This is a genomic window from Gemmiger formicilis (assembly GCF_024462815.1).
Taxonomy (GTDB): domain Bacteria; phylum Bacillota; class Clostridia; order Oscillospirales; family Ruminococcaceae; genus Gemmiger.
This window is the reverse complement of sequence record NZ_JANGCG010000001.1, coordinates 1-19,700: the sequence shown is the minus strand read 5'-3', so window position 1 is coordinate 19,700 and position 19,700 is coordinate 1. Positions and strand designations below refer to the sequence as shown.

The following is a 19,700-nucleotide window of genomic DNA, read 5'->3' as shown; positions in this document are numbered from 1 at the left end:
TTTTTAGCAGGAAAAACAAGAAACGGTTTACCCAAAATCCAAGGGCGATTTTTGGGCAGTTTTCTGGACAAACAGCGGGACAAATGGTATAATTAAGACACTTTTAAAGTGGGGAGGTTTGCGGATATGGGCTATAAATTGGCGGCGAACAACGGCGATACACTGGCCGTGCCGCAGCTGGTTCTGGCGCACCTGACCCAGACCGACGGCGATACCATCCGCGCCGCGCTCTACATTTTGCAGACCCATGACACCGACCCCCGCACCATGGCGCGGGCGCTGGCGCTGCCCAGCATCGAGGCTGCCAAGCGTGCCCTGCAATACTGGGCCGGTGCGGGGCTGCTGGAATCCGACCGCGGCGGCTCCCCTGCCCCGGCCGTTGAACCAGCCAAGGTAGATTTGGCCAGCGTGGCCAACGACCCCTATGTGGCGGTGCTCTGTCAGGAGGCGCAGAACGCCTTTGGCAAGGCGCTGAACCGCAGCGAAATGCAGCGGCTGGTGGGGCTCTACCTGAACGAGGGCTGGAAGCCCGATGTAATTCTCCTCTGCTGTGCCGAGGTCACCCGCCTTGGGCGGCGCACCGTGGCCGCCGTGGCCCACCTGCTGGCCCGCTGGCGGGAGGACGGCGTGGAAACCGGCGAGGACGCCGAGCGCTGGCTCAAGCGCGCCGCCCAGCGCGAGACCTGGTGTGCAGACGCTGCCGCGCAGTTCGGCATTGCGCCCCGCGACCTGACCAGCTGGGAGCGCCGCACGATTGCCCGCTGGCATGAGGAGATGGGCATTGGCCGCGAGATGATTGACGAGGCCCTGCTGCGCGCCAATGGCAAGAACACCGTGCGGTACGTGGACGGCATCCTGCGCGCATGGCGTGCGCAGGGCATTACCACCGTGGATGCCGCCCGCAAGCAGGGCCAGCTGGAGGGCAGCAACATTGTTATGACCGAGCGCCCCGGCGCGCAGCCGCCTGCCGCAGCCAGCGCCCAGAAGGATTTGTTCAACCGCAACTGGGCGGCCATGTTTGACGAGGAGGGGTAACCCATGCGCACAAAAGATGAACTGTTCCGCGCCGCCCAGCGGGAGGTATCCGCCTACCGCCAGCAGGCTGTAATGCAGGCCGAGACCGCCCGCCGTGCCGCCTACGCCGCCCACCCGGCGCTGGCCGCCGCAGATGAGGCCCATATGCGGGCCGGGCTGGGGCTGGCCAAGGCTGCAGCCTTGGGCGGCAACGTGGACGCCGCCCGCGCCGCGCTGACCCGCGCCGACGAAGCCCTTGCCGCCGCCGTGCAGGAGGCCGGCTACAGTGCGGACGCTTTCCGCCCCGCCTACCGCTGCCCCCTGTGTGAGGACACCGGTATGAAGGACGGCGTGCCCTGTAGCTGCGTGGCAGATGTAGCCCGCCGCCTGCGCCGGGAGGAAATCAACGCCGCCAGCCCGCTGGGCCTGTGCCAGTTTGCCAGCTTTGAGCTGGTGCGCTACAGTGACGAGGTGGAGCCCGAGCTGGGCATTTCGCCGCGGGCCTATATGGGTAAGCTGCTGAACTACTGCAAGAACTACGCGGCCCGGTTCAACCAGAGCAGCCCGAATCTGCTGTTTATGGGGCACACCGGGCTGGGCAAGACCCATCTGGCACTGGCCATTGCGGACGCCGTGCTGGAGGGCGGCCATGATGTGCTGTACACCAGCGCCGCCGCCCTTGCCGCACAGCTGGGGCGTGAGCATTTTGACTACACCAACAACGATGAGTGGCTGGCCGCCTGCCAGGAGGCCGACCTGCTGATTCTGGACGATTTGGGCACCGAGTACATCACGCCGCTGACGATCAGCGTGCTGTATGAGCTGATTAACACCCGGATGCTGACTCACCGCCCAACCATCTACACAACAAACATTACCGACCAGAATGTGTTTGTGGCCCGCTACACCGAGAAAGTAGCCAGCCGTATGCTGGGCGGCTGTAAGATGTTCAAATTTTTCGGGGTAGACCAGCGTTTGAAATAACCGCCGCGGATTGCCGGAAAATGCCGTCCATCATTTATAGCTCCTGCGGGCGGGCAATGCCCGCCCCTACACGCTTTCCATTGCTTTGTAGATGGTTGGCATCCGTCACCGGGTGACCACACGCAAACAAAAAGGCATATGCCTCCCATCTTCGGGGGCATATGCCTTTACTATTTTTAATGCCGTACCGACAGGGTCCCTCCTACTTTTGCGGGAGATTTCCTATCGTATCACCGTTCAATCTTCATATGCGGATGCTTCGGTGCATAGGTGGAGACATCCAGCCGCCACTCGGTGTTGCCGTCGGCGTCCTTGGCAACCTTGGTAAAACCGAACTGTGCGTAGAACTCGCGCACCATCGCATTTTTTGCAGTCGGATAGTAGTGTCCCACGATGGTTTTCACGCCGCGGGCGGCAGCCTCGGCCACGAGGGTGTCCATCATGGCATCCTCCATACCGCGCTTGAGCACGCGGCAGCTCATGAGCCAGAGACGCAAATCGAGGGTATCCCCTTGTTGTTCGCCCTCCACAACGGTGACAATGCCATTATCGCCGAATTTATCGACGAGCCTGCCGCAAAGGCAAAGCGCATTTTCATTCTGCGCCATTGCGCGGATATCATCCTCCGAGCAGCGCAGTGTGGTGAGGTTGAACTGGTTGGACTTGTTTGTCAGCTGGGCAATGCGCTGGATGTACAGCGGCTCAAAGCCCTTGATGGTAGCCGTCATTTCCAGACTGTCCAGATACTGGCCGTAGTCGGTGAAGGCCGCCTGTGCCTTGGCGCGCTCGGCGTTCTGGTGGTAGAGCTCGGTTTTTTTCAAGTCCTCCTTGGAGAGGGCCGTCACCTCAAAATAGCCGCCGTGGTCCAGCGTTTTGATGTAGTTTTCAGCACCGTCCAGCGCAGGCACCGCCACGCCGGGCACCTGTGCCGCCACAATGGCGCGCTCCGCCGGGTTGTCATCGGCAAAGACAAAGCTGTCCGCACCGAGGTTCAGCTCGGATGCAATCGCCTTCAGGTTCAGATCTTTCGGCTCCCAGTTGGCCTTGATGGCCACAAAATCGTCGGGGCGCAGCACACCATCCGGGTGGTTCAGACCCGCCAGCGCGTTGGTTTCCTCATTCTTGGAGTCCACCGCCAGAATGACGCCGATGGACTTCAGTGCCTTGCAGTAGCTCTGGAATTCAGCGTAGACCTGCCCTTCCGGGACTTCGGGGCCGATGGCCAGACCGTCCACGCCGTCATCGCCGACAATGCCGCCCCAGAGTGTATTGTCCAAATCGAGCACCAGCGCCTTTTTGTTGCGGCCGTACAGCGACTTGATGATATTGGCCACGCTGTTGGCCAGCGAGGGAATCGCATCCAGACACATGGCATATTTGTACATATGCCAGTAGAAGGCATCCCCCCACGCGGTCAGGCCGTAATCGGCAGAGAGGTAGTCAATATCATTGATGTAGAAATGCTCATGCGCCGCGGCGTAGGCATAGAATTTCTGGTTCAGCCGACTGATGAAGTTGGAACGGCCGTGGCAGTCCCAGATGTCGCGGTTGCCCATCAGGCGGTAGTTGGGGCGGTCAAAGTTGTTCTGGATGACAGGGCAGGCAAATTTCTGCTCCAGCGCCTGCCACATCGTCTCAAAATGGGCGTACTGCTCGTCCAGCATGGCGTCAATGTCGACCTTGCTGTCGGCGGTGGTGGGCAGCGCTGTCAAATTGCGCCAGCTGGTGTGGATGTAGATTACATCCGGGTGGAACTCGTCCAGCTCCGGCGTGCCGAACATCGCATCCTGCCAGTACTGTGCGTACTCGCTCTGGTAAAACTCCGCCTCAATGCCGTATTGCAGCAGGAAAAGCCCCAGCTGATCGGCCACTTCATTGGTGGTGGACCCGCCGAGGATAGCAATTTTTTTGTGCAGCGGATGCGGGTTCTGGGCCAGCAGCTCCCGCCGCAGTCTGCGCTTTTTGCGCAGCAGGGTTTCGGTATCCAGCGGATAATGGAAGCAGTCCATAATGTCTCCCTTACAGCTCTGCCAAAGCACCCTTGAGCGCCTGTGCAATCTGGTCAGGGCAGCTGGTGGGCTTGCGGCCGCAGGTGGTGCCCTCCATGCGGGCGATGGCATCCTCGGCCTTCATACCGGGCAGCAGCTTGGCAATGCCCTTCAGGTTGCCGTCGCAGCCGCCCAGAATCTGCACGTCCTTAATGGTGTGGTCCTCGTTCAGCTCCACGATGGTGCGCACAGAACAGGTTCCCTTGTTGTTATAGGTGTAAGTCATTTGTTTTGCTCCTTAGTTTGATTTTTTCCAGGTTGCCTTGCGCGCCTTGGCAATATCGCCGATGCGCGCAATCATTTCATCGCTTGTGGCAAATGCGCCGACAGGGCGCGGGGTGACGGTGTTCATGCCGTGGTAGTCCGTGCCGCCTGTCACGATGAGTCCGTTTTCCTTGGCAAGGCGCGTCAGCTCGGCCTTATCCTCCGGCGTGTTGCGGGGATGGTCGATTTCCACGCCATCCAGCCGCCCGGCGGCAATCAGCTCCCGGGCCAGCTCCATGCTGTGGTAAACACTGGGGTGCGCCAGCACCACCACGGCGCGGCTTGCCTTGATGACCTCCAGCACGGTGTCCACCGACTCATACCGGGGTGTGTGCAGGATGCGCCCGCGCACCGGTTTGAGCCCGAACAGGGATTTGTAGACCGAATTGTAGATACCATCGGCCAGACCGTACTGGCACAGTACCTGCATAACCTGTGCCTTGAACAGTGTGCCGCTGTCCTTGGCGAGCTCCAGCGCTTCCTCGGTGCGGAACTGCGGGCAGATTTGCTCAAGCTCCTTGCAGCTTTGCAGCATGGCGGTCAGGCGGCGCTCGGCCATCAGGGCGGAGAAGTCCGCCAGCGCGGCGCAGTCATCCGGCCAGTAGCAGAGCAGATGCACGCGGTGGGCGCGCTCATAGTCATAGGCCGTAAGCTCGGTGGCCGGGATAAGATGGACGCCGTTCTGCACCGGATGCGCGTAGGCGTACCGCACGCTCTGGATGGAGTCATGGTCCGAAATTGCCAGATGCGTCATACCCGCGCAGGCCGCCAGAAACGGCAGCTTTTCCACCTTGGTCGAGCCATCGGAAAACGTGGTATGGGTATGCAAATCCCCGGGCATAGCGCTGTCACCTCACTTGCAGATATTATAGGACATATTATTATACTACAAATTGGTGGTGGATTGCAAGTGTTGGCAGGAAAGCAGGGCAAATGGCTTCCCCTGGAGGGGGAAGCCATGGGGCGGGCGGAGCAGAGCCCCGCCCCTACTGCACAATGCTTTTGGGTTATCCGTAGGGCGGGGTGACCCCACCCCGCCGTGCAACGTTGCCGTTCTATGCCGTTAATTTATCCGCGCTGTTTTTTCAGTTCCTCCAGATAGGCCGCCAGCTCGTCTATGTCCTGCTCCGTCAGGGCGTCAGTTTCGGCAAGGGCGGCAACAAAGTTGCGGGGGCTACCGCCAAAAAGGCGGCCCAGCAGGCTTTTGGTCTCGGCGGGCAGATACTCCTCCCGTGCCAGCACGGCAAGATACCGGTAACCTCTCCCCTGCTTTTCACGCGCCACACAGCCCTTTTCCTCCAGCCGCGCCAGCAGTGTCAGCAGGGTGGTGCGGGCGCGGGGCGTACCGGGCAGGGCGGCCTCCAGCTCCGCCGCCGTCAGCGGGGCGGGCGCGTCCCACAGCGTGTTCATAATTTCCAGCTCTGCATCAGGCAGGCGTTTGATTTTTGCCATAGCAGCCTCCTTATTGCAGGCTTTCGCCGCCGGTGCACACAGTGCGGGAGAACCAGTCCCTTTCATCGTTGTGCACCGCAAAGGTGTAGCGCTGGGCACCGGGCCACTCTGCCGTGATTGTATCGCCGTCACGCGTAAACCGCCAACCGCCCGCACCGTCACTTGCCATACTTACCGGCGTGCTGTAGCCGGGCATAGCACTGGTTCTGGGCGCAGACCAGTCCAGCGCCGTCATCTCGTCATAGGTCAGGTAGGGCGGCAGAGCGTTCCAGTCGTTCGTGTCGCTGAAATCAAGGTTCAGAATCATCAGGGCGTCCGCCTCATTATAAAAATACCGATTGCGGTAGTAAAGATAGCTTTCCAGCTCGTCCTGCGTCCAGTCCGCCGGGCCTGCAAAATTGCGTATACCGGTCAATGCCAGCGCGTCACATTGGTGCAGCAGCATACGGTACTGCTTGTTTGTCAGCTTCAGCTCACGGGCATCGTCAAGAATGGCAAACTGCGGTGCCTTCGACGTATCATTTTGTTGCCAGCCGCTGATTACCTCACAGGGCTCACTCTCATCAAGCGGCGCTGCAACATAGGCAAAGAAGCGCCCTTCTCCGTACTGGGGACCAAGATACGCATACTCCGGCTGCAATTCTGCCTCAAAAAACTGTTTGACCAGAATACCATTTCCACCTTCCAGATACTCTTGCCATGTTGTACCGTCCTTCCGTTTCTGGGCCAGAACCTCGCGCAGGCCGTCCTGTCCGTCATCCTTTATATCCACCTCATTGGACATTCCGTTATTGAAAATGTAGCCCCGCTGACTGGACAGATACTCGTCCCAAAAATAGCTGGATTCCCGGTTGAAGGCGTCCATCTCTTCCCGCGTGGGCATAGGCCGGGTTGTGCTTGCCGCCGGGGTGGCGGTCGGCGCTGCCGTGGGCGCGGGCGCTTCCGCTGCGGGCTCGTCCTGCGGGGTATCCGCCGTCCTGCAGGCCACCAGCCCACCCGCACAGCAGACGGTCAGGGCCAGCACCGCCAGCAGAAGCCTGCCGCGGTGCTTGGGCGCGGTGTCCCACAGGGCGGCAAGGCGCTGCCTGAACTGCCGCTTGTTCAACGCAAAACCGCTGGTCAGCGCCGGGCCGCGGTTCAAACGCACGGCGGTCAGCAGTGCATCCGCGTAAGCGTCGCGGTAGGCCGCGCCCCGCCCGCGCAGGGTTTCCGCGTCACAGGCGGCTTCTATGTCCCGCCCGGCGCGCACCGCCAGCAGCCACGCCGCCGGGTTATACCAATGCACAAGGCAAGCCAGCGTGAACAGCAGCTTTTGGGCCACGTCCTGCCGCGCAATGTGGGTCAGCTCATGCGCCAGCATATACGCGGCGCCGTGCGGAGCCTCCCCGGCCGGAACCAGCAGCACCGGGCGCAGGATGCCTGCCACCATCGGGCTGTGCACCAGCGGCGTGGCAAGCATACGCGGGCTTTGCCCCTGCGGCAGAGCGTTACGCCAGCTTTGGGCGGGCTGCTGTGCCGTGCGGCGCACGCGCAGCCGCCACACTGCATACCCGCCAAGCTGCCAGATTGCCGCCGCCAGCATCCCAAATGCCCACAGGGCAGACAGTACATCAAGGCTGGCGGCCCGCTGTAAACCGGCAGGGCCTGCCTGCTCCGTCTGGTAGGAGGCAATATAGTGCCTTGTCACGCCGCTTGCCTCGTTCGTCACCGCATAGGTGGTTCCGGCGGGCGGCTCTTCGGTTGTGCCTTGGGCTGGTGCGGCGTTCACGCTGTAAAGTGGCTCGGTGCGGACAGACACCAGCGCCGGGGCTTTTGGCAGAAGAAAATGCACCGGCACCAGAAGCAGTACCGCCAGCACTACCCACAGGCGGCAGAGCCACTGCGGGCCATAGCGTTTTTGAAGCCCGGGCGCAGCGGCCAGCAGAGCCAGCGCAGCCAGCCCCAGCAGCAGCCCCTGAACAAAGAGCGATGTAAAAAGTGCAGCAAGCATAAGCGGCCTCCTTTAAATTCTACAGTTGTAGAGGATAATTTCATTCTACAAATGTAGAGGGTTTTTGTCAATCGTACAAGCCGCCAATTTTTGCGGGATAGGTTTGTGCATAATGTGAGAAGGAAACGGAGCGCAAATGGCTTTCCCTGGAGGGGGAAGCCATGGGGACGCTTGAACCGGAAACGGGATATAACGGCAACACTACGGCGGGGTGGGGTCACCCCGCCCTACAGATATCCAAAATCATTGCGCCGTAGGGGCGGATTCTATATCCGCCCGCGTACCCGGGCAAACGCCATCTGCCGGTACGTTGCCCGGGCGTCGGCGACGCCGCCCCCCTACAGTGGCTGTAAAATTGGCTTTTGCCCTACAAAAAAAGCACCGCTCCCTTTTACAGGAACGGTGCGGGTGAATCAGGGGTCAGCAGCGGTTACGCCAGCAGGGGCTTGCAGGCCTCGGCCAGCTTCTCCTTCTGGGCTTCGGCCTCAGCAAGATCCTTGCCCTTGGTGGTGAAGTAGGTCTTGATTTTCGGCTCGGTGCCGGAGGGGCGCACCACCACGGTGGCGCCGCTTTCCAGCGTGTAAATCAGGACGTTGGCGGCGGGCAGGCCGGTTTCCTCGGGCTTCTTGTAGTCCACAACCTTGACCACCTTGTCACCGGCAAAGTCCTTCGGCGGGTTCTCGCGCAGGCCTGCCATAATGCCGACCATCTTGTCCATGCCGGACAGGCCCGGGAACTCAAAGCTATCCACCTTGTTCAGGTAACGGCCGTACTCGGCGTAGATGCGCTCCAGCTCTTCCTTGATGGAGGAACCCTTGGCGCGGTAGTAGGCGGCCATCTCGCAAATCAGCATAGAGCCGATGATCGCATCCTTGTCGCGGACATAGGGGCCTGCCAGATAGCCATAGCTCTCCTCAAAGCCGAAGATGAAGCGGTCAACCTCACCGGCGGCCTCCAGCTTGGCAATCTGGTCGCCAATCCACTTGAAGCCGGTCAGCACGTTGCGGCATTCTACGCCGTAGTGCTCGGCCACCTTGTCGGCCAGCGGGGTGGAGACGATGCTCTTGCACATAACCGGGTTCTTCGGCATGGTGCCCTGCTCAATGCGGCCTGCGCAGATGTAGTCCAGCAGCAGCACGCCCACCTCGTTGCCGGAGAGCAGCTCATAGCTGCCGTCCTTGCACTTGACGGCAATGCCCACGCGGTCGGCGTCGGGGTCGGTGGCCAGCATCAGGTCAGCGCCGGACTTCTCGGCCAGCTCCAGACCCAGACGCAGTGCCTCAAAGATTTCGGGGTTGGGGTACGGGCAGGTCGGGAAGTTGCCGTCCGGGTTCTTCTGCTCAGGCACGATGGTAATATCGGTGATGCCGATGTCGCCCAGCACGTGGGTAACAGGCACCAGACCAGAGCCGTTCAGCGGGCTGTAGACCAGCTTCAGGCCGGCGGTCTTGCAGATGCCGGGGCGGATGGAGCGCGCCTCGATGGCCTGATACAGCGCATTGACGCAGTCCTCGCCGACATACTCAATCAGCCCCTGCGCCATACCGTCCTCAAAGGAAATCAGCTTGGCACCGGTCAGGATGTCGGTTTTCTGGATTTCGGCGTAGACGATGTCGGCGGCCTCATCGGTCATCTGGCAGCCGTCCGGACCGTAGGCCTTGTAGCCGTTGTACTTGGCGGGGTTGTGGCTGGCCGTGACCATAATGCCCGCGTTGCAGTTATAGTAGCGGGTGGCAAAGCTCAGCGCGGGAACCGGCATAAGCGCCTTGTAGATGCGCACCTTGATGCCGTTGGCGGCCAGCACCTCGGCAGCGGTCTTGGCGAACAAATCGCTCTTGATGCGGCTATCATAGCTGATGGCAACAGTCTGGCTGCCGCCCTGCGTCTTGACCCAGTTGGCCAGGCCCTGGGTCGCCTGACGGACAACATAAATATTCATACGGTTGGTGCCTGCGCCGATGACGCCGCGCAGACCGGCGGTACCAAACTTCAGGGCCACGGCAAAGCGGTCCTGAATGGCGGCATCGTCACCCTTGACGCTTTCCAGCTCGGGCTTGAGGTCGGCATCGTCCAGCTCAGCGGCGAGCCAGCGCTCATACATATCCTGATACATAAGTAAAACACCTTCACTTTCCATAGGTACCCATATCTTAGGTATATTCTAAATATACCAACTTTACAGCAGCCTGTCAATCGAATTTTGTTTAAATTTGCCTGTTTTTTCCCGGTTTATGCTTGTACTACGGCGGGGTGTGCGGTATACTGATAAAAAAGCGCGAAAGTGAGTGTAGGCCCCAATGTATGCAAAAGTGACAAGTCTTGGCGTGACCGGGCTGGCCGGGTATATCGTGCAGGTGGAGGCCGATTTGTCCGGCGGGCTGCCGCAGTTCAACCTTGTGGGGCTGCCGGATTCCGCCGTGAAGGAGAGCAGCGAGCGCGTGCGCAGCGCCGTGAAAAATCTCCACTATGAGTGGCCCGCCAGCCGCATTACCATCAACCTTGCCCCCGCCGACGTGCGCAAGACAGGGCCAGTGTACGATTTGCCGGTCTTTGTCGGGATTCTGGCCGCGCAGGGCAAGCTGCCCGCCCCCGGCGATGCGCGTGCCTTTCTGGGGGAGCTGGGTCTGGACGGCACACTGCGCCCCGTGACCGGCGTGCTGCCGATGGCACTGGCCGCCGTGGAGAACGGTGTGAAGGAGCTCTTTCTGCCCGCCGAGAACGCCGCCGAGGCCGCTGTGGCCGAGGGGCTGACCGTCTACCCGGCGCGCAGTGCGCAGGATGTGGTGCTGCACCTGTGCGGTGCAAGCCCCATCACCCCCGCCACGCCGGACGGCTACGACGAGAACGGCGTCTGGCTTGGCCCGGATATGGCCGATGTGCGCGGCCAGAGCGAGGCACGCCGGGCGATGGAGGTTGCCGCCGCGGGCGGGCACAATCTGCTGCTTGTCGGCCCGCCGGGCACCGGCAAATCCATGCTGGCCAAGCGCCTGCCGGGGATTCTGCCGCCGCTGACCTACGAGGAAGCGCTGGAAACCAGCGCCATCTACTCGGTGGCCGGGCTTTTGCGCGGCGGCGCGGGGCTGATAAAGGAGCGCCCCTTTCGCAGCCCGCATCACAGCGTCAGCTCCACCGCCATCGTGGGCGGCGGGTCTGTCCCCCGCCCCGGCGAGGTGAGCCTGGCCCACAACGGCGTGCTCTTTCTCGATGAGCTGCCGGAGTTTGCCCGCGACACACTGGAGGTGCTGCGCCAGCCGTTGGAGGATGGCAAGGTCACAGTCAGCCGCGTGCACGGCACGGCGACCTACCCCTGCAAATTTATGCTGATGGCCGCCATGAACCCCTGCAAATGCGGCTATCTGGGCCACCCCACGCGGGAGTGTACCTGCACGCCCAGCGCGGTGGACAGCTACCGGCGGCGCATTTCCGGCCCGCTGCTTGACCGCATTGATTTGCACGTGGAGGCCCTGCCGGTGGAATACGATGACCTTGCTTCCGAGCAGGGCGGCGAGCCGAGCGCGGCCATCCGCGCCCGGGTGGTTGCGGCCCGCGCTATTCAGCAGGAGCGCAGCAAAACCCTGCCCGGCGTGCGCTGCAATGCGCAGCTGCCTTCCTCTGCCCTGCGGCGCTTCTGCCGTATGACCCCCGCCGCCGATAAAATCCTGCGCGGCGCGTTTGAGCGTCTGGGCTACAGTGCCCGCGCCTATGACCGCATCCTGCGCGTGGCCCGGACGGTGGCCGATCTGGACGGCGCCGAGATGATAGATGCGGCCCACATTTCCGAAGCGCTGCAGTACCGCAGCCTGGACAGGAAGGCCGGGATGCGGTAAACGATTGGTTTGCCTATACAATACGCGCCCACCGTTTTTGGGAACGGCGGGCGCGTGGTGTTTTTGGGGGTATGGACGGTTGCCCGCAAGCAGCATTTACCGGTCAGGTTGCCCCTCATCCGGCGCTTTGCACCACCTTTCCCTGCGGGGGAAGCTGTCACCGAAGGTGACTGATGAGGGCCAAGCGTGCGGAAACACCCGCAACCGGGCAGTCTCTATCCCTGCAACAGGATCCTCAACAGTTTCTCCGCGCTTTTGGCCCAGCTGTAGCGAGGCAAAAGCGCGGCGGTGGGGGCTGTGGCGGGCGTGACAGCATCGACATTGCCGGGGTTTGTGTTCAAATCAATGTAGGCGGCGCTGGGGCCGTAGACCTCCCGCATACAGGGCGTGTCGCTGACAAGAATCTGCGGCGCACCGCAGGCGGCGGCCTCCAGCGGCGGGATGCCAAAGCCCTCGTACAGGGTCGGGAACAGAAAGGCGCGGCAGTGGGCCATCAGCGCCTTGGCCGTACCGTCCCGGACATAGCCCAGATAGCGCACATTGGGCAAATCCGCAAGGCCCAGACGCTCGGCCTCGGCGGCAAGGCTGCCGCCGCCCGCAATGGCAAACACGGCGTCTGGCTTGGCCTTGGCCGCACGCAACACCCACGGAAAGTTCTTGTTCTTCAGCAGGTTCGCCATACTGAAATAGTATTCGCCCGGCTTCAGCTCGGGGTGCTTGGCAAAAACGGTCTCGTCCGGCACGGCGCGCTCCATCTGCTGCCACGCATTGTAAATCACGTCTATTTTGGACGCAGGCACGCCGTAATATTTAGTAATTTCACTTTTGGAAAACTCCGACACCGTGATAATACGCTCGGCCCGCTGCGCAATGCGGCGGTATTGCAGGCAGTGCCATGCGGCGCTCAGTCGGCCGCGTGGGTCGGTGTAGAAGTCCGGGCGGGCACGGTAGCAGACATCGTGCACCACCGCTATACCGCGGAACCCGAACAGTGGAATGACGTTGCAGGTGGCAAGCCCCTTTGCCCCGCGCCGCTTCAGATAGCGCGGGTAGTCCAGCTGCTGCCACACGCCGCCCCTGTGCGTGCCATAGGGCACCACCTTTATATTGGCATACTGCGGCGTGGTGACGCCCTGCGGGGTGACGATCTCCACAAGGCCCGGCGGCACAATGCGGTCAAGCGCGGCCAGCAGCTCGATGGAATAGCGCTGGATGCCCGAAAGGCGCTGGGCAAAAAAGGAGCCGTCAACGGCCCAGACAGTTTCAGACATGAGCAAATATCTCTTTATAGCGCAAGATTTTATTGACGCTTTGGTTAAGACGCTCTTGCGTGATCGTGCCGTTTTGTACGGCATCCAGCACGGCAGCGTAGGCCTCCGGTAGGGAGTTTGGCATCAAAAGTACATCACAGCCCGCCTGCAGGGCCAGCACTGCGGCCTCGCCGGGGGTGTAGGCATCGGCGATGGCATCCATCGCCAGCGAGTCGGTGATGATCAGCGTATCTTCGGCGTTCGGAATCATTGCGATCAGCTGCGGCGAGAGTGTAGCCGGGGTATTGCTGCCTGTCACATTCGGCGCGGCAATATGCCCCACCATGACGGCGTGCAGGCCGGTGTCCGCCCCAAAGGGCAGCAGTTCGCAGTTTGCAAGTTCCTCCTGCGTTTTGTAGGTCACAGCCAGCGCTGTGTGGCTATCCTCGGCGGTGTCACCGTGGCCGGGGAAGTGCTTGAGGGTCGGCAGAATACCGTTCTGCCGCAGGCCGTCTGCCGCAGCGGCCGCCATGGCAGCTGCGGTACCGGCATCGGATGAGAAGGCGCGGCTGCCGATGATCGGGTTATCCGGGTTGGTGTTCACATCGGCATCGGGCGCAAAGTCCATATTAAAGCCGTATTCCTTCAGATAAGCGCCGATGGTCTGCCCCATGGCGCGGGCATCCTCGGGGTCGCCGCTTGCGCCCACGGCGGCAGCACTGGCGTAGCGTGGCAGCGTAAACGCATCGTTGTTCGCCAGCCGGGCGACAAGACCGCCCTCCTCATCCACCGCGATAAACAACGGCGTGGCGCTTGCGTCCTGCAGCTCTTTATTAAAACGCGCCAGCTGGGACGGTGATTCGATGTTTTTGCCAAACTGACAGATGCCGCCCACGGGGTATTGCTGCAGCGCCCTGCGCACATCGTTTGTCACAGCGGTCACGCCATCGGCCTTCGCATCGTTGATCGTTTCCTGCGAAAGGCTCAGGTCGAGTGCATCCGGGCGGACGATGAAAAGCTGACCGACCTTTTCTTCCAGCGTCAGCGCATCGGCAGGCTGCGCCTCTATGGTCGGTGTCGCTGCCGGGGCGGGCGTTGGGGTGGGCGTTGGGGTGGGCGTCGGCACGGCTGCATTGCAGGCGCAGAGCGCCGCCAGCAGAACGGGCAGAAAAAAACGCTTTTTCATGGAATACCACCTTTCCGGGGGTGCGGGCAGCGCCCCCTTTTGTATCGCTCATCATATACTATATAGTAGCATAATAGTAGCATATTTCCCGGCTTCGGGCAAGAAAAATGCGCTGCCCGGCGCGGGGCAGCGCGTTGTATCATCATTCCGGCAGGCTGTCGGCGAAATCATTTTCGCCGCCGACGGGGTACTGCGCTACCACGTCCGCCGGGTCGGCGGTTTCGGCGGTGGCGTTCTCATCGTGCAGGCTCTCCTTCGTCACGGCGTAGGCGGTCTTGTAATCGGCGTTCACCTCATAGACCACCGTGGGCGCGGCATCGCTGGCAAGGTAGCACAGGCTGTCCTCGGTGTCGGTGCAGGCATTGCCAAAGCGCACGGTCAGGCTTGTGCCGTCCGTAAAGGTCAGCGTGGCGGTTACGTCCGGTTCATCCAGCCCATAGGTGCTGTCCGCCTCGGGCGCGGTGATGCTCCACGCGGTCTGCATTTCCAGAATCGTGCTGGCCATCTTTTTGACGCTGCTCTGGGTCAGGGCGTAGCCCGGCTCATCGGTCAGCGTCCAGTTGCCGTCCGTTTGGGTGAAGGCCAACTCGTTCACCTGCATAGCGGCCACATCGTCAATGGTCTTATCGGTCAGCGTCTGGGCCTTGTACAAATCGCGCGGGGATTTGCTCAGCGTGGCCAGATCACTGCGCTGCACCGTGTAGGCCGCGCCGGATTCGTCATAGACGTAGTAGACATCGGCCACGCTGTTCAGCTGGTCAACGGTCAGGTTTACGCTCTGCTCCCCTGCCCCCAGCATAATCGTAATCTGGGGCGTATGGCTTTTTTCGGGCAGGGCGGCCAAATCATCGCCCTCCAGCTTGCGCAGGGCGGTCAGCCCGGTGTAGCCCTCCACAAGGCTCTGCACCTTGGTCTGGTCCAGCGGCAGGGTCGGATCGGAGTCCAGCCGCCATGTGCCGTCACTGCCCTTGAGCAGGGTCACTTCCATATTGTTCCCGGCGTAGGCCAGCGTGTCAAGGTCATCCGCCGCAAGGCTGCACAGCGGGATGGTGGTATCCGTCTGCGCACTGTCGGTACGGTTCAGCACCGCCAGCAGCACACCCAGCAGGGCCACAATGCACGCCAGAACAGCCAGCGGCAGCAGTTTTTTCTTGTTCATAGCTCTCCTTTATCGGCGGCGGCGCACCACGCAGATGACCGCACCCGCCACCAGGCAGACGATGGGCAGCACCATCGTGAACAACACGCCCAGCGGCAGCGCGGCCGAGGTCGGCACACTCAGCGCGGCGGCGCTCATACTCTTGGCGTTGATGACCGCGGTGGTCTGCTCGCCGTTCATCCAGTTGACAATGCTGCCCAGCAGCTGGGCATTGCCGCCGGACACAGCCTGATTGATGTTGGTCAGCAACAGATTCGGGCAGTTGACCCAGACCACACGTGCGCCGGTGGTGACGTTTTCCGCTGCCACAGCCACGGCAAAGCTGCCCTCGGGGTCGGTGTCGGCCTTCTGGGCGGTCTCGGCGGTGGCGTAGTTCTCCATCGAGTAGGCGTTAGCACTGGTGGTCAACAGCTCGGTAAAGCTGTACTCGCTGTCCTCATCGGTGGCAATGCCCTGCGCAATGGGGGTGTAGACCATCATATTCTGGGACACGCCCGCCGTAATCTCGTTGCTGGCCAGCGTGGGCAGCAGATAGGTCTGAGGATAGCCGTAGGGGTAGTGGTCGGTGTCCGTCTCAATCAGCAGGCCGGGCTGACGGGTCATACCGCAGTCCGCCAGCACGGTGTCCAGATTCGGGGTGTCGGTGGTAAAGTCGGTGGCCACAAACAGCTTGCCGCCGTTGGCCACGTAGTCCCGCAGGATGGTGGTTTCCGCGTCCGTCAGGTCTGCCCCCGGCGCGTTGATGAGCACCGCGCTCACATCCGCCGGGATGCTGCCGTTCGTGGTCAGGTTCAGCTCGGTCACGGTCACGCCCGCGTTGTTCAGCGTCTCGGTAAAGTCGCTGGCAAGGGCCGCTTCACCGTGGCCGGTCAGCTCATACAGCTGGTAGGCCGCAGTGCGGGTCACCTTGGCAATGCCGGAGGTAATGCTGTTCTCGGCCTGGAAGCTGTAGTTGGCGGTGCCGGTGGTGTAGTAGCTCTCCAAATCCATCTTGTACATATCGCTGTAGGAGAGCACCGTGTTGTTGTCCCCGCTGACCAGCACCACACTGCCGACGGAGGCACCGTCATACTGCTGGGCAAAGGTCGGGTAGAGCACCGGGTCACGCTGCTGCCAGCTGAAATGGCTGCTCTCGCCCGCATAGCGGTCCAGCAGGCGGGTGATGTTGGCATCCTCCTGCCCGCTTTCGGCCAGATAGTAGGCCGTGACATCGGTGTTTAACTCATGGAGCAGATGCTCGGTGGTCTCGCTCAGGGTGAAGAGCGAGGTGGTGGAAATATCATACTGCGTGTACTTGGTGGGCAGTGCGCGGATAACCAGATTCAGCAGAATCACCACCGCCAACACAACCACCGCCAGCACGCTGGCGTACACGCCGCTGTGCAGGGTGCGCTTGTTGCCGCCCTGCGGGAGCTTCACGTTCAATTTTTTCATACTCTGCGCCCCTCCTCAGTTCCAACGGCGGCGCTCAAGCGCCTGCCCGGTCATAAAGAGGAACAGCCCGATGACCGAAAGATAGTAGACGATGGCCGGGATGCTGAACATACCGCCCACAATGTCCTTGAAGGGTTCGAACAGCGCCAGTGCATCCAGCACCGCGTTGAAGGCCGTCAGCAGCCACGCCGGGCGCGCCAGGAACAGGATGAAAACCGCCGCCGCGCCGATGCAGAACACCGTAAGGCCCGCAGTCAGCCGCTTGCAGCTGACGCCCACAAGGATGGCCGCCACCAGCACAATGACCATAAATACCACAAAGGCCAGCAGATTGCCGGTGGTGAACATCGTCTGGATGCCGTTCATCAGGTAGGCCACCAGCAGCGCGCCGAAGGTGGCAAGGTAGGCCAGAATCTGATTTTCCGTCAGGGCGGAAATCCATGTACCCACCGCCAGACAGGCCGCGCCCAGCAGCAGATACCCCAGCAGCGCGCTGTAGGCCGCCACCAGCGATACCGTGCCGAAGGCCGTCAGAATCAACGGCATAATGACCGCCGCCGCCAGCGGCAGCGCAAAGACGGCAACCTCGGCCAGATATTTGCCCGCCACAATAGACGGGATGCCGACCGGGCTGGTCAGAAGCAACTGGTCGGTCTTGTTTTTGCGTTCCTCGGCAAAGCTGCGCATACTGATGGCGGGCAGCAGGAAGAGCAGAATCATCGTCATGGTGTAAAGCACCGTGGCGAAATCCGACGAAGCATACAGCAGATTGCGGTTTGTGTAGTACAGCCCCAGAAAGAACAGGCTGACCGCGGCAATGACCCAGCCAATCATACCGGTAAAGCAGCTCTTGAATTCACGCTTGAAAATGGCGGTCATTGTGCGTCACCCTCCTTTCCTTCGGTTGTGTCTTGTGTCTCGGTTGTATCGGGCGCTTCAGTCGGCTCCACCGCTGCGGGGACTTCCGGCGCTGCCGCCGGCTCCTGCGCTTCGGTCAGCTGCAGGAACACGTCCTCAAGGCTCATCGTTTCGGCGCTCAGGCTCAGCACCGGGCAGCCTGCCGCAGCCAGTGCCTGCGAGAGCGCACCGCGCAAATCGGTGCCCGCGGTGCTGACGGCGGTAAAGCTGACCTCGCCGTCGGCCTCTGCGGTAATCCGCAAATCGGTCAGGCCGGGGACGCTTTCGGCAGCGGCGGCAACAGCCTCGCGGCTGCCCTGTGCCGTGGCGGTGATGGTTCCCTTCGCGGTCAGCTGGGCAGCCAGCTCCTCCGGCGTGCCCTGCGCTGCCAACCTGCCATGGGCGATAATCAGCACCCGGTCGCAGACCGACTGTACCTCGCTGAGGATATGGCTGGACAGAATGACCGTGTGCGTCTTGCCCAAATCGCGGATAAGGGAGCGAATCTCAATCATCTGCGCCGGGTCAAGGCCCACGGTGGGTTCATCCAGAATGATGATTTTCGGCGTGCCCAGCAGTGCGGCGGCAATGCCCACACGCTGACGGTAGCCCTTGGACAGGTTGCGAATCAGCCGCTGCTCCATCTCCTGCAGCCCCACCCGGGCGCAGACCTGCTCCACTGCGGCGGCACGGTCTGCCTTTTTGCGGGTGCCCTTCAGCTCGGCCACAAAAAGCAGATATTCCCGCACCGTCATATCCTGATACAGTGGCGGCAGCTCCGGCAGATAGCCGATGCAAGCCTTGGCTGCGGCGGGCTCCTCGACAATATCGTGGCCGTTGATTCTGACCGTGCCGTCCGTGGCCGAGATATAGCCGGTGATGATGTTCATGGTGGTGGACTTGCCCGCGCCGTTTGGCCCCAGCAGCCCATAGATGCAGCCGTCCTCGACCGTGAAGCTGATGTCATCCACTGCCGTGTGACTGCCGTAGCGCTTTGTCAGATGCTCTACTTCAATCAAAGTATGCACTCTCCTTTTGTGCTGAAACTTTACATATATTATAGTGGCAAAATGTGAAAAATTTGCGTGAACAGTTTGAATAAGTGTGAAATCGAAACCAAATCTTCCACAAAAAGCGCCGCGAAGCCGGGTTACGTGCCCGGCCTCGCGGCGGTAAGACAGTTTTATTCAGGTTGCATCGTGGCGCACAAAGCCGCCCAGCTCATCAGTGGTGGCAAAGCCCTGCGCCAGCGCCTTGCTGCGCATGGCGGCGTAGAACTCCGCATAGGTAGCCTGCATATACGGCTCCAGGAAGAAGCCGCCGATGCCCAGCGTGAGGGCACAAAGCAGCAGCCAACCGAAGAAAGAGAGCTGCAGGACAAAGAATTTCCATTTTTCGCCGTACATCATCTCCTTGCTCAGCTCCATAGCGCGGGTGGAGGTCATATAGGGGTTTTCCGCCAGCAGGTAGGGCACCAGCATATAGCAGTAGGTCCAGTAAATGCCCGGCACAATCAGCAGGAAATAGCCCAAGGCTATTTTCAAATCGGTAAGAAGCTGAACCGCAATGGGGTTGCCGTAGGGGTAGCGGAACACGCTGACCACCGTGGAGGGCGGTGTCAGGGACTGGCGGCTCTCCATAAAATAGCGGCAGCGGCCCACCTCCAGCGGGTAAAGAATAAACAGCGTCCAGCAGATTGCGATAATGGAGCCGATGATGACACCGATTATCACCATTGTCATCATACTGTCCGGGATGCTGTTGATGACGTCATCGACATGGGTAGTGTTCCCTGTTGCGTTATTCACCGCCTCGCGGGCACCCGCGCCGCTGTTGCCGCCAACGGTTCCCAGCCCGACAAAGCTGAGCACAAGGCAAATCCAGAAGCTGCGCCAGTAGCGCCCCTTCAGCGCCTGCTTGGCGTTGGTTTTCAATAAATCACGTGTCCACATAGTGGGTCACCTCCATATTTCATAGTTCTATTATAGCATTTTATGGCGCAAAAGCAAGCCGTGCGCCGCTGCAATTCCACGTTTTTACGCAAGTTTTATAGATTTTAACAAAAATATAAAAAATATTTGATTTTTTTGCAGAAAACGCTTGACATTTTCCGGGCAGTTGGCTATAATAATACACGTCGTCAGGGCCTCGGCAGGGCCGCGGCCCCCGGCGAAAAGAATATGCGGATGTGGCGG

General features: G+C 61.0%; 16 protein-coding genes. 3 read left to right on the top strand and 13 right to left on the bottom strand.

The window, feature by feature from the left end; genetic code table 11:
- Positions 1-126 precede the first annotated feature (126 nt).
- Together NE623_RS00080 and NE623_RS00075 are read left to right on the top strand one after the other, a co-directional pair.
- Positions 127-1,035, top strand: a complete 909-nt coding sequence (locus tag NE623_RS00080) for a DnaD domain-containing protein (protein ID WP_256271216.1) — start codon at positions 127-129, stop codon at positions 1,033-1,035.
- A gap of 3 nt (positions 1,036-1,038) precedes the next feature.
- On the top strand, positions 1,039-1,998 hold the full coding sequence (locus NE623_RS00075) for an ATP-binding protein (protein ID WP_256271217.1): 960 nt from the start codon (positions 1,039-1,041) through the stop codon (positions 1,996-1,998).
- A gap of 230 nt (positions 1,999-2,228) precedes the next feature.
- Here NE623_RS00075 and NE623_RS00070 read toward each other — a convergent pair whose 3' ends face one another.
- From NE623_RS00070 to NE623_RS00045, 6 genes are all read right to left on the bottom strand, one after another.
- Positions 2,229-4,007: an HAD-IIIC family phosphatase gene (locus tag NE623_RS00070; protein ID WP_256271218.1), complete on the bottom strand. Its 1,779-nt coding sequence runs from the start codon at positions 4,005-4,007 to the stop codon at positions 2,229-2,231.
- 10 nt (positions 4,008-4,017) lie between these two features.
- Positions 4,018-4,272, bottom strand: a complete 255-nt coding sequence (locus NE623_RS00065; protein ID WP_256271219.1) for a TIGR03905 family TSCPD domain-containing protein — start codon at positions 4,270-4,272, stop codon at positions 4,018-4,020.
- 12 nt (positions 4,273-4,284) lie between these two features.
- The gene (locus NE623_RS00060; RefSeq protein ID WP_256271220.1) at positions 4,285-5,151 is read right to left on the bottom strand and encodes a PHP domain-containing protein; all 867 of its coding nucleotides are present in this window, start codon (positions 5,149-5,151) and stop codon (positions 4,285-4,287) included.
- 227 nt (positions 5,152-5,378) lie between these two features.
- Positions 5,379-5,762, bottom strand: a complete 384-nt coding sequence (locus NE623_RS00055; RefSeq protein ID WP_256271221.1) for a BlaI/MecI/CopY family transcriptional regulator — start codon at positions 5,760-5,762, stop codon at positions 5,379-5,381.
- A gap of 10 nt (positions 5,763-5,772) precedes the next feature.
- Entirely contained in the window at positions 5,773-7,752 is a 1,980-nt protein-coding gene (locus NE623_RS00050; RefSeq protein WP_256271222.1) for a M56 family metallopeptidase, read from the bottom strand.
- A 430-nt stretch (positions 7,753-8,182) separates the two neighbouring features.
- Positions 8,183-9,865, bottom strand: a complete 1,683-nt coding sequence (locus NE623_RS00045) for a phospho-sugar mutase (protein WP_256271223.1) — start codon at positions 9,863-9,865, stop codon at positions 8,183-8,185.
- Positions 9,866-10,049: 184 nt separating this feature from the next.
- Between NE623_RS00045 and NE623_RS00040 the strand changes: the two genes are divergently transcribed.
- Positions 10,050-11,579 (top strand): YifB family Mg chelatase-like AAA ATPase, encoded by a 1,530-nt coding sequence (locus tag NE623_RS00040; RefSeq protein ID WP_256271224.1) that lies wholly within the window; start codon positions 10,050-10,052, stop codon positions 11,577-11,579.
- 215 nt (positions 11,580-11,794) lie between these two features.
- On the opposite strand, the gene NE623_RS00035 is transcribed toward NE623_RS00040, so the two are convergent.
- The 7 genes from NE623_RS00035 to NE623_RS00005 all read right to left on the bottom strand — a co-directional run bounded on the left by NE623_RS00035 (position 11,795) and on the right by NE623_RS00005 (position 19,457).
- Positions 11,795-12,850, bottom strand: a complete 1,056-nt coding sequence (locus NE623_RS00035) for a glycosyltransferase family 4 protein (protein ID WP_256271225.1) — start codon at positions 12,848-12,850, stop codon at positions 11,795-11,797.
- Positions 12,843-14,015: a glycoside hydrolase family 3 N-terminal domain-containing protein gene (locus tag NE623_RS00030; protein ID WP_256271226.1), complete on the bottom strand. Its 1,173-nt coding sequence runs from the start codon at positions 14,013-14,015 to the stop codon at positions 12,843-12,845. The genes NE623_RS00035 and NE623_RS00030 overlap by 8 nt, the downstream gene beginning before the upstream one ends.
- Before the next feature lie 142 nt (positions 14,016-14,157).
- A complete protein-coding gene (locus NE623_RS00025) occupies positions 14,158-15,174 on the bottom strand; it encodes a DUF4340 domain-containing protein (protein WP_256271227.1) in 1,017 nt (338 codons plus the stop codon).
- A gap of 9 nt (positions 15,175-15,183) precedes the next feature.
- On the bottom strand, positions 15,184-16,608 hold the full coding sequence (locus NE623_RS00020; protein WP_256271228.1) for a Gldg family protein: 1,425 nt from the start codon (positions 16,606-16,608) through the stop codon (positions 15,184-15,186).
- Between the two features lie 15 nt (positions 16,609-16,623).
- Positions 16,624-17,487, bottom strand: coding sequence for an ABC transporter permease (locus NE623_RS00015; protein ID WP_256271229.1), 864 nt, complete (start codon positions 17,485-17,487; stop codon positions 16,624-16,626).
- Positions 17,484-18,524 carry an ABC transporter ATP-binding protein gene (locus tag NE623_RS00010; RefSeq protein WP_256271230.1) on the bottom strand — a complete coding sequence of 347 codons (1,041 nt, stop codon included), beginning with the start codon at positions 18,522-18,524 and terminating at the stop codon, positions 17,484-17,486. The genes NE623_RS00015 and NE623_RS00010 overlap by 4 nt, the downstream gene beginning before the upstream one ends.
- Before the next feature lie 168 nt (positions 18,525-18,692).
- Positions 18,693-19,457 (bottom strand): DUF975 family protein, encoded by a 765-nt coding sequence (locus NE623_RS00005; RefSeq protein ID WP_256271231.1) that lies wholly within the window; start codon positions 19,455-19,457, stop codon positions 18,693-18,695.
- Positions 19,458-19,700 lie beyond the last annotated feature (243 nt).

What these genes read in the sequence shown, in the direction of transcription:
- NE623_RS00080 (WP_256271216.1), top strand. Translation starts at nt 127, where the DNA reads ATGGGCTATAAATTGGCGGCGAACAACGGCGATACACTGGCCGTGCCG.
- NE623_RS00075 (WP_256271217.1), top strand. Translation starts at nt 1,039, where the DNA reads ATGCGCACAAAAGATGAACTGTTCCGCGCCGCCCAGCGGGAGGTATCC.
- NE623_RS00070 (WP_256271218.1), bottom strand. Translation starts at nt 4,007, where the DNA reads ATGGACTGCTTCCATTATCCGCTGGATACCGAAACCCTGCTGCGCAAA.
- NE623_RS00065 (WP_256271219.1), bottom strand. Translation starts at nt 4,272, where the DNA reads ATGACTTACACCTATAACAACAAGGGAACCTGTTCTGTGCGCACCATC.
- NE623_RS00060 (WP_256271220.1), bottom strand. Translation starts at nt 5,151, where the DNA reads ATGCCCGGGGATTTGCATACCCATACCACGTTTTCCGATGGCTCGACC.
- NE623_RS00055 (WP_256271221.1), bottom strand. Translation starts at nt 5,762, where the DNA reads ATGGCAAAAATCAAACGCCTGCCTGATGCAGAGCTGGAAATTATGAAC.
- NE623_RS00050 (WP_256271222.1), bottom strand. Translation starts at nt 7,752, where the DNA reads ATGCTTGCTGCACTTTTTACATCGCTCTTTGTTCAGGGGCTGCTGCTG.
- NE623_RS00045 (WP_256271223.1), bottom strand. Translation starts at nt 9,865, where the DNA reads ATGTATCAGGATATGTATGAGCGCTGGCTCGCCGCTGAGCTGGACGAT.
- NE623_RS00040 (WP_256271224.1), top strand. Translation starts at nt 10,050, where the DNA reads ATGTATGCAAAAGTGACAAGTCTTGGCGTGACCGGGCTGGCCGGGTAT.
- NE623_RS00035 (WP_256271225.1), bottom strand. Translation starts at nt 12,850, where the DNA reads ATGTCTGAAACTGTCTGGGCCGTTGACGGCTCCTTTTTTGCCCAGCGC.
- NE623_RS00030 (WP_256271226.1), bottom strand. Translation starts at nt 14,015, where the DNA reads ATGAAAAAGCGTTTTTTTCTGCCCGTTCTGCTGGCGGCGCTCTGCGCC.
- NE623_RS00025 (WP_256271227.1), bottom strand. Translation starts at nt 15,174, where the DNA reads ATGAACAAGAAAAAACTGCTGCCGCTGGCTGTTCTGGCGTGCATTGTG.
- NE623_RS00020 (WP_256271228.1), bottom strand. Translation starts at nt 16,608, where the DNA reads ATGAAAAAATTGAACGTGAAGCTCCCGCAGGGCGGCAACAAGCGCACC.
- NE623_RS00015 (WP_256271229.1), bottom strand. Translation starts at nt 17,487, where the DNA reads ATGACCGCCATTTTCAAGCGTGAATTCAAGAGCTGCTTTACCGGTATG.
- NE623_RS00005 (WP_256271231.1), bottom strand. Translation starts at nt 19,457, where the DNA reads ATGTGGACACGTGATTTATTGAAAACCAACGCCAAGCAGGCGCTGAAG.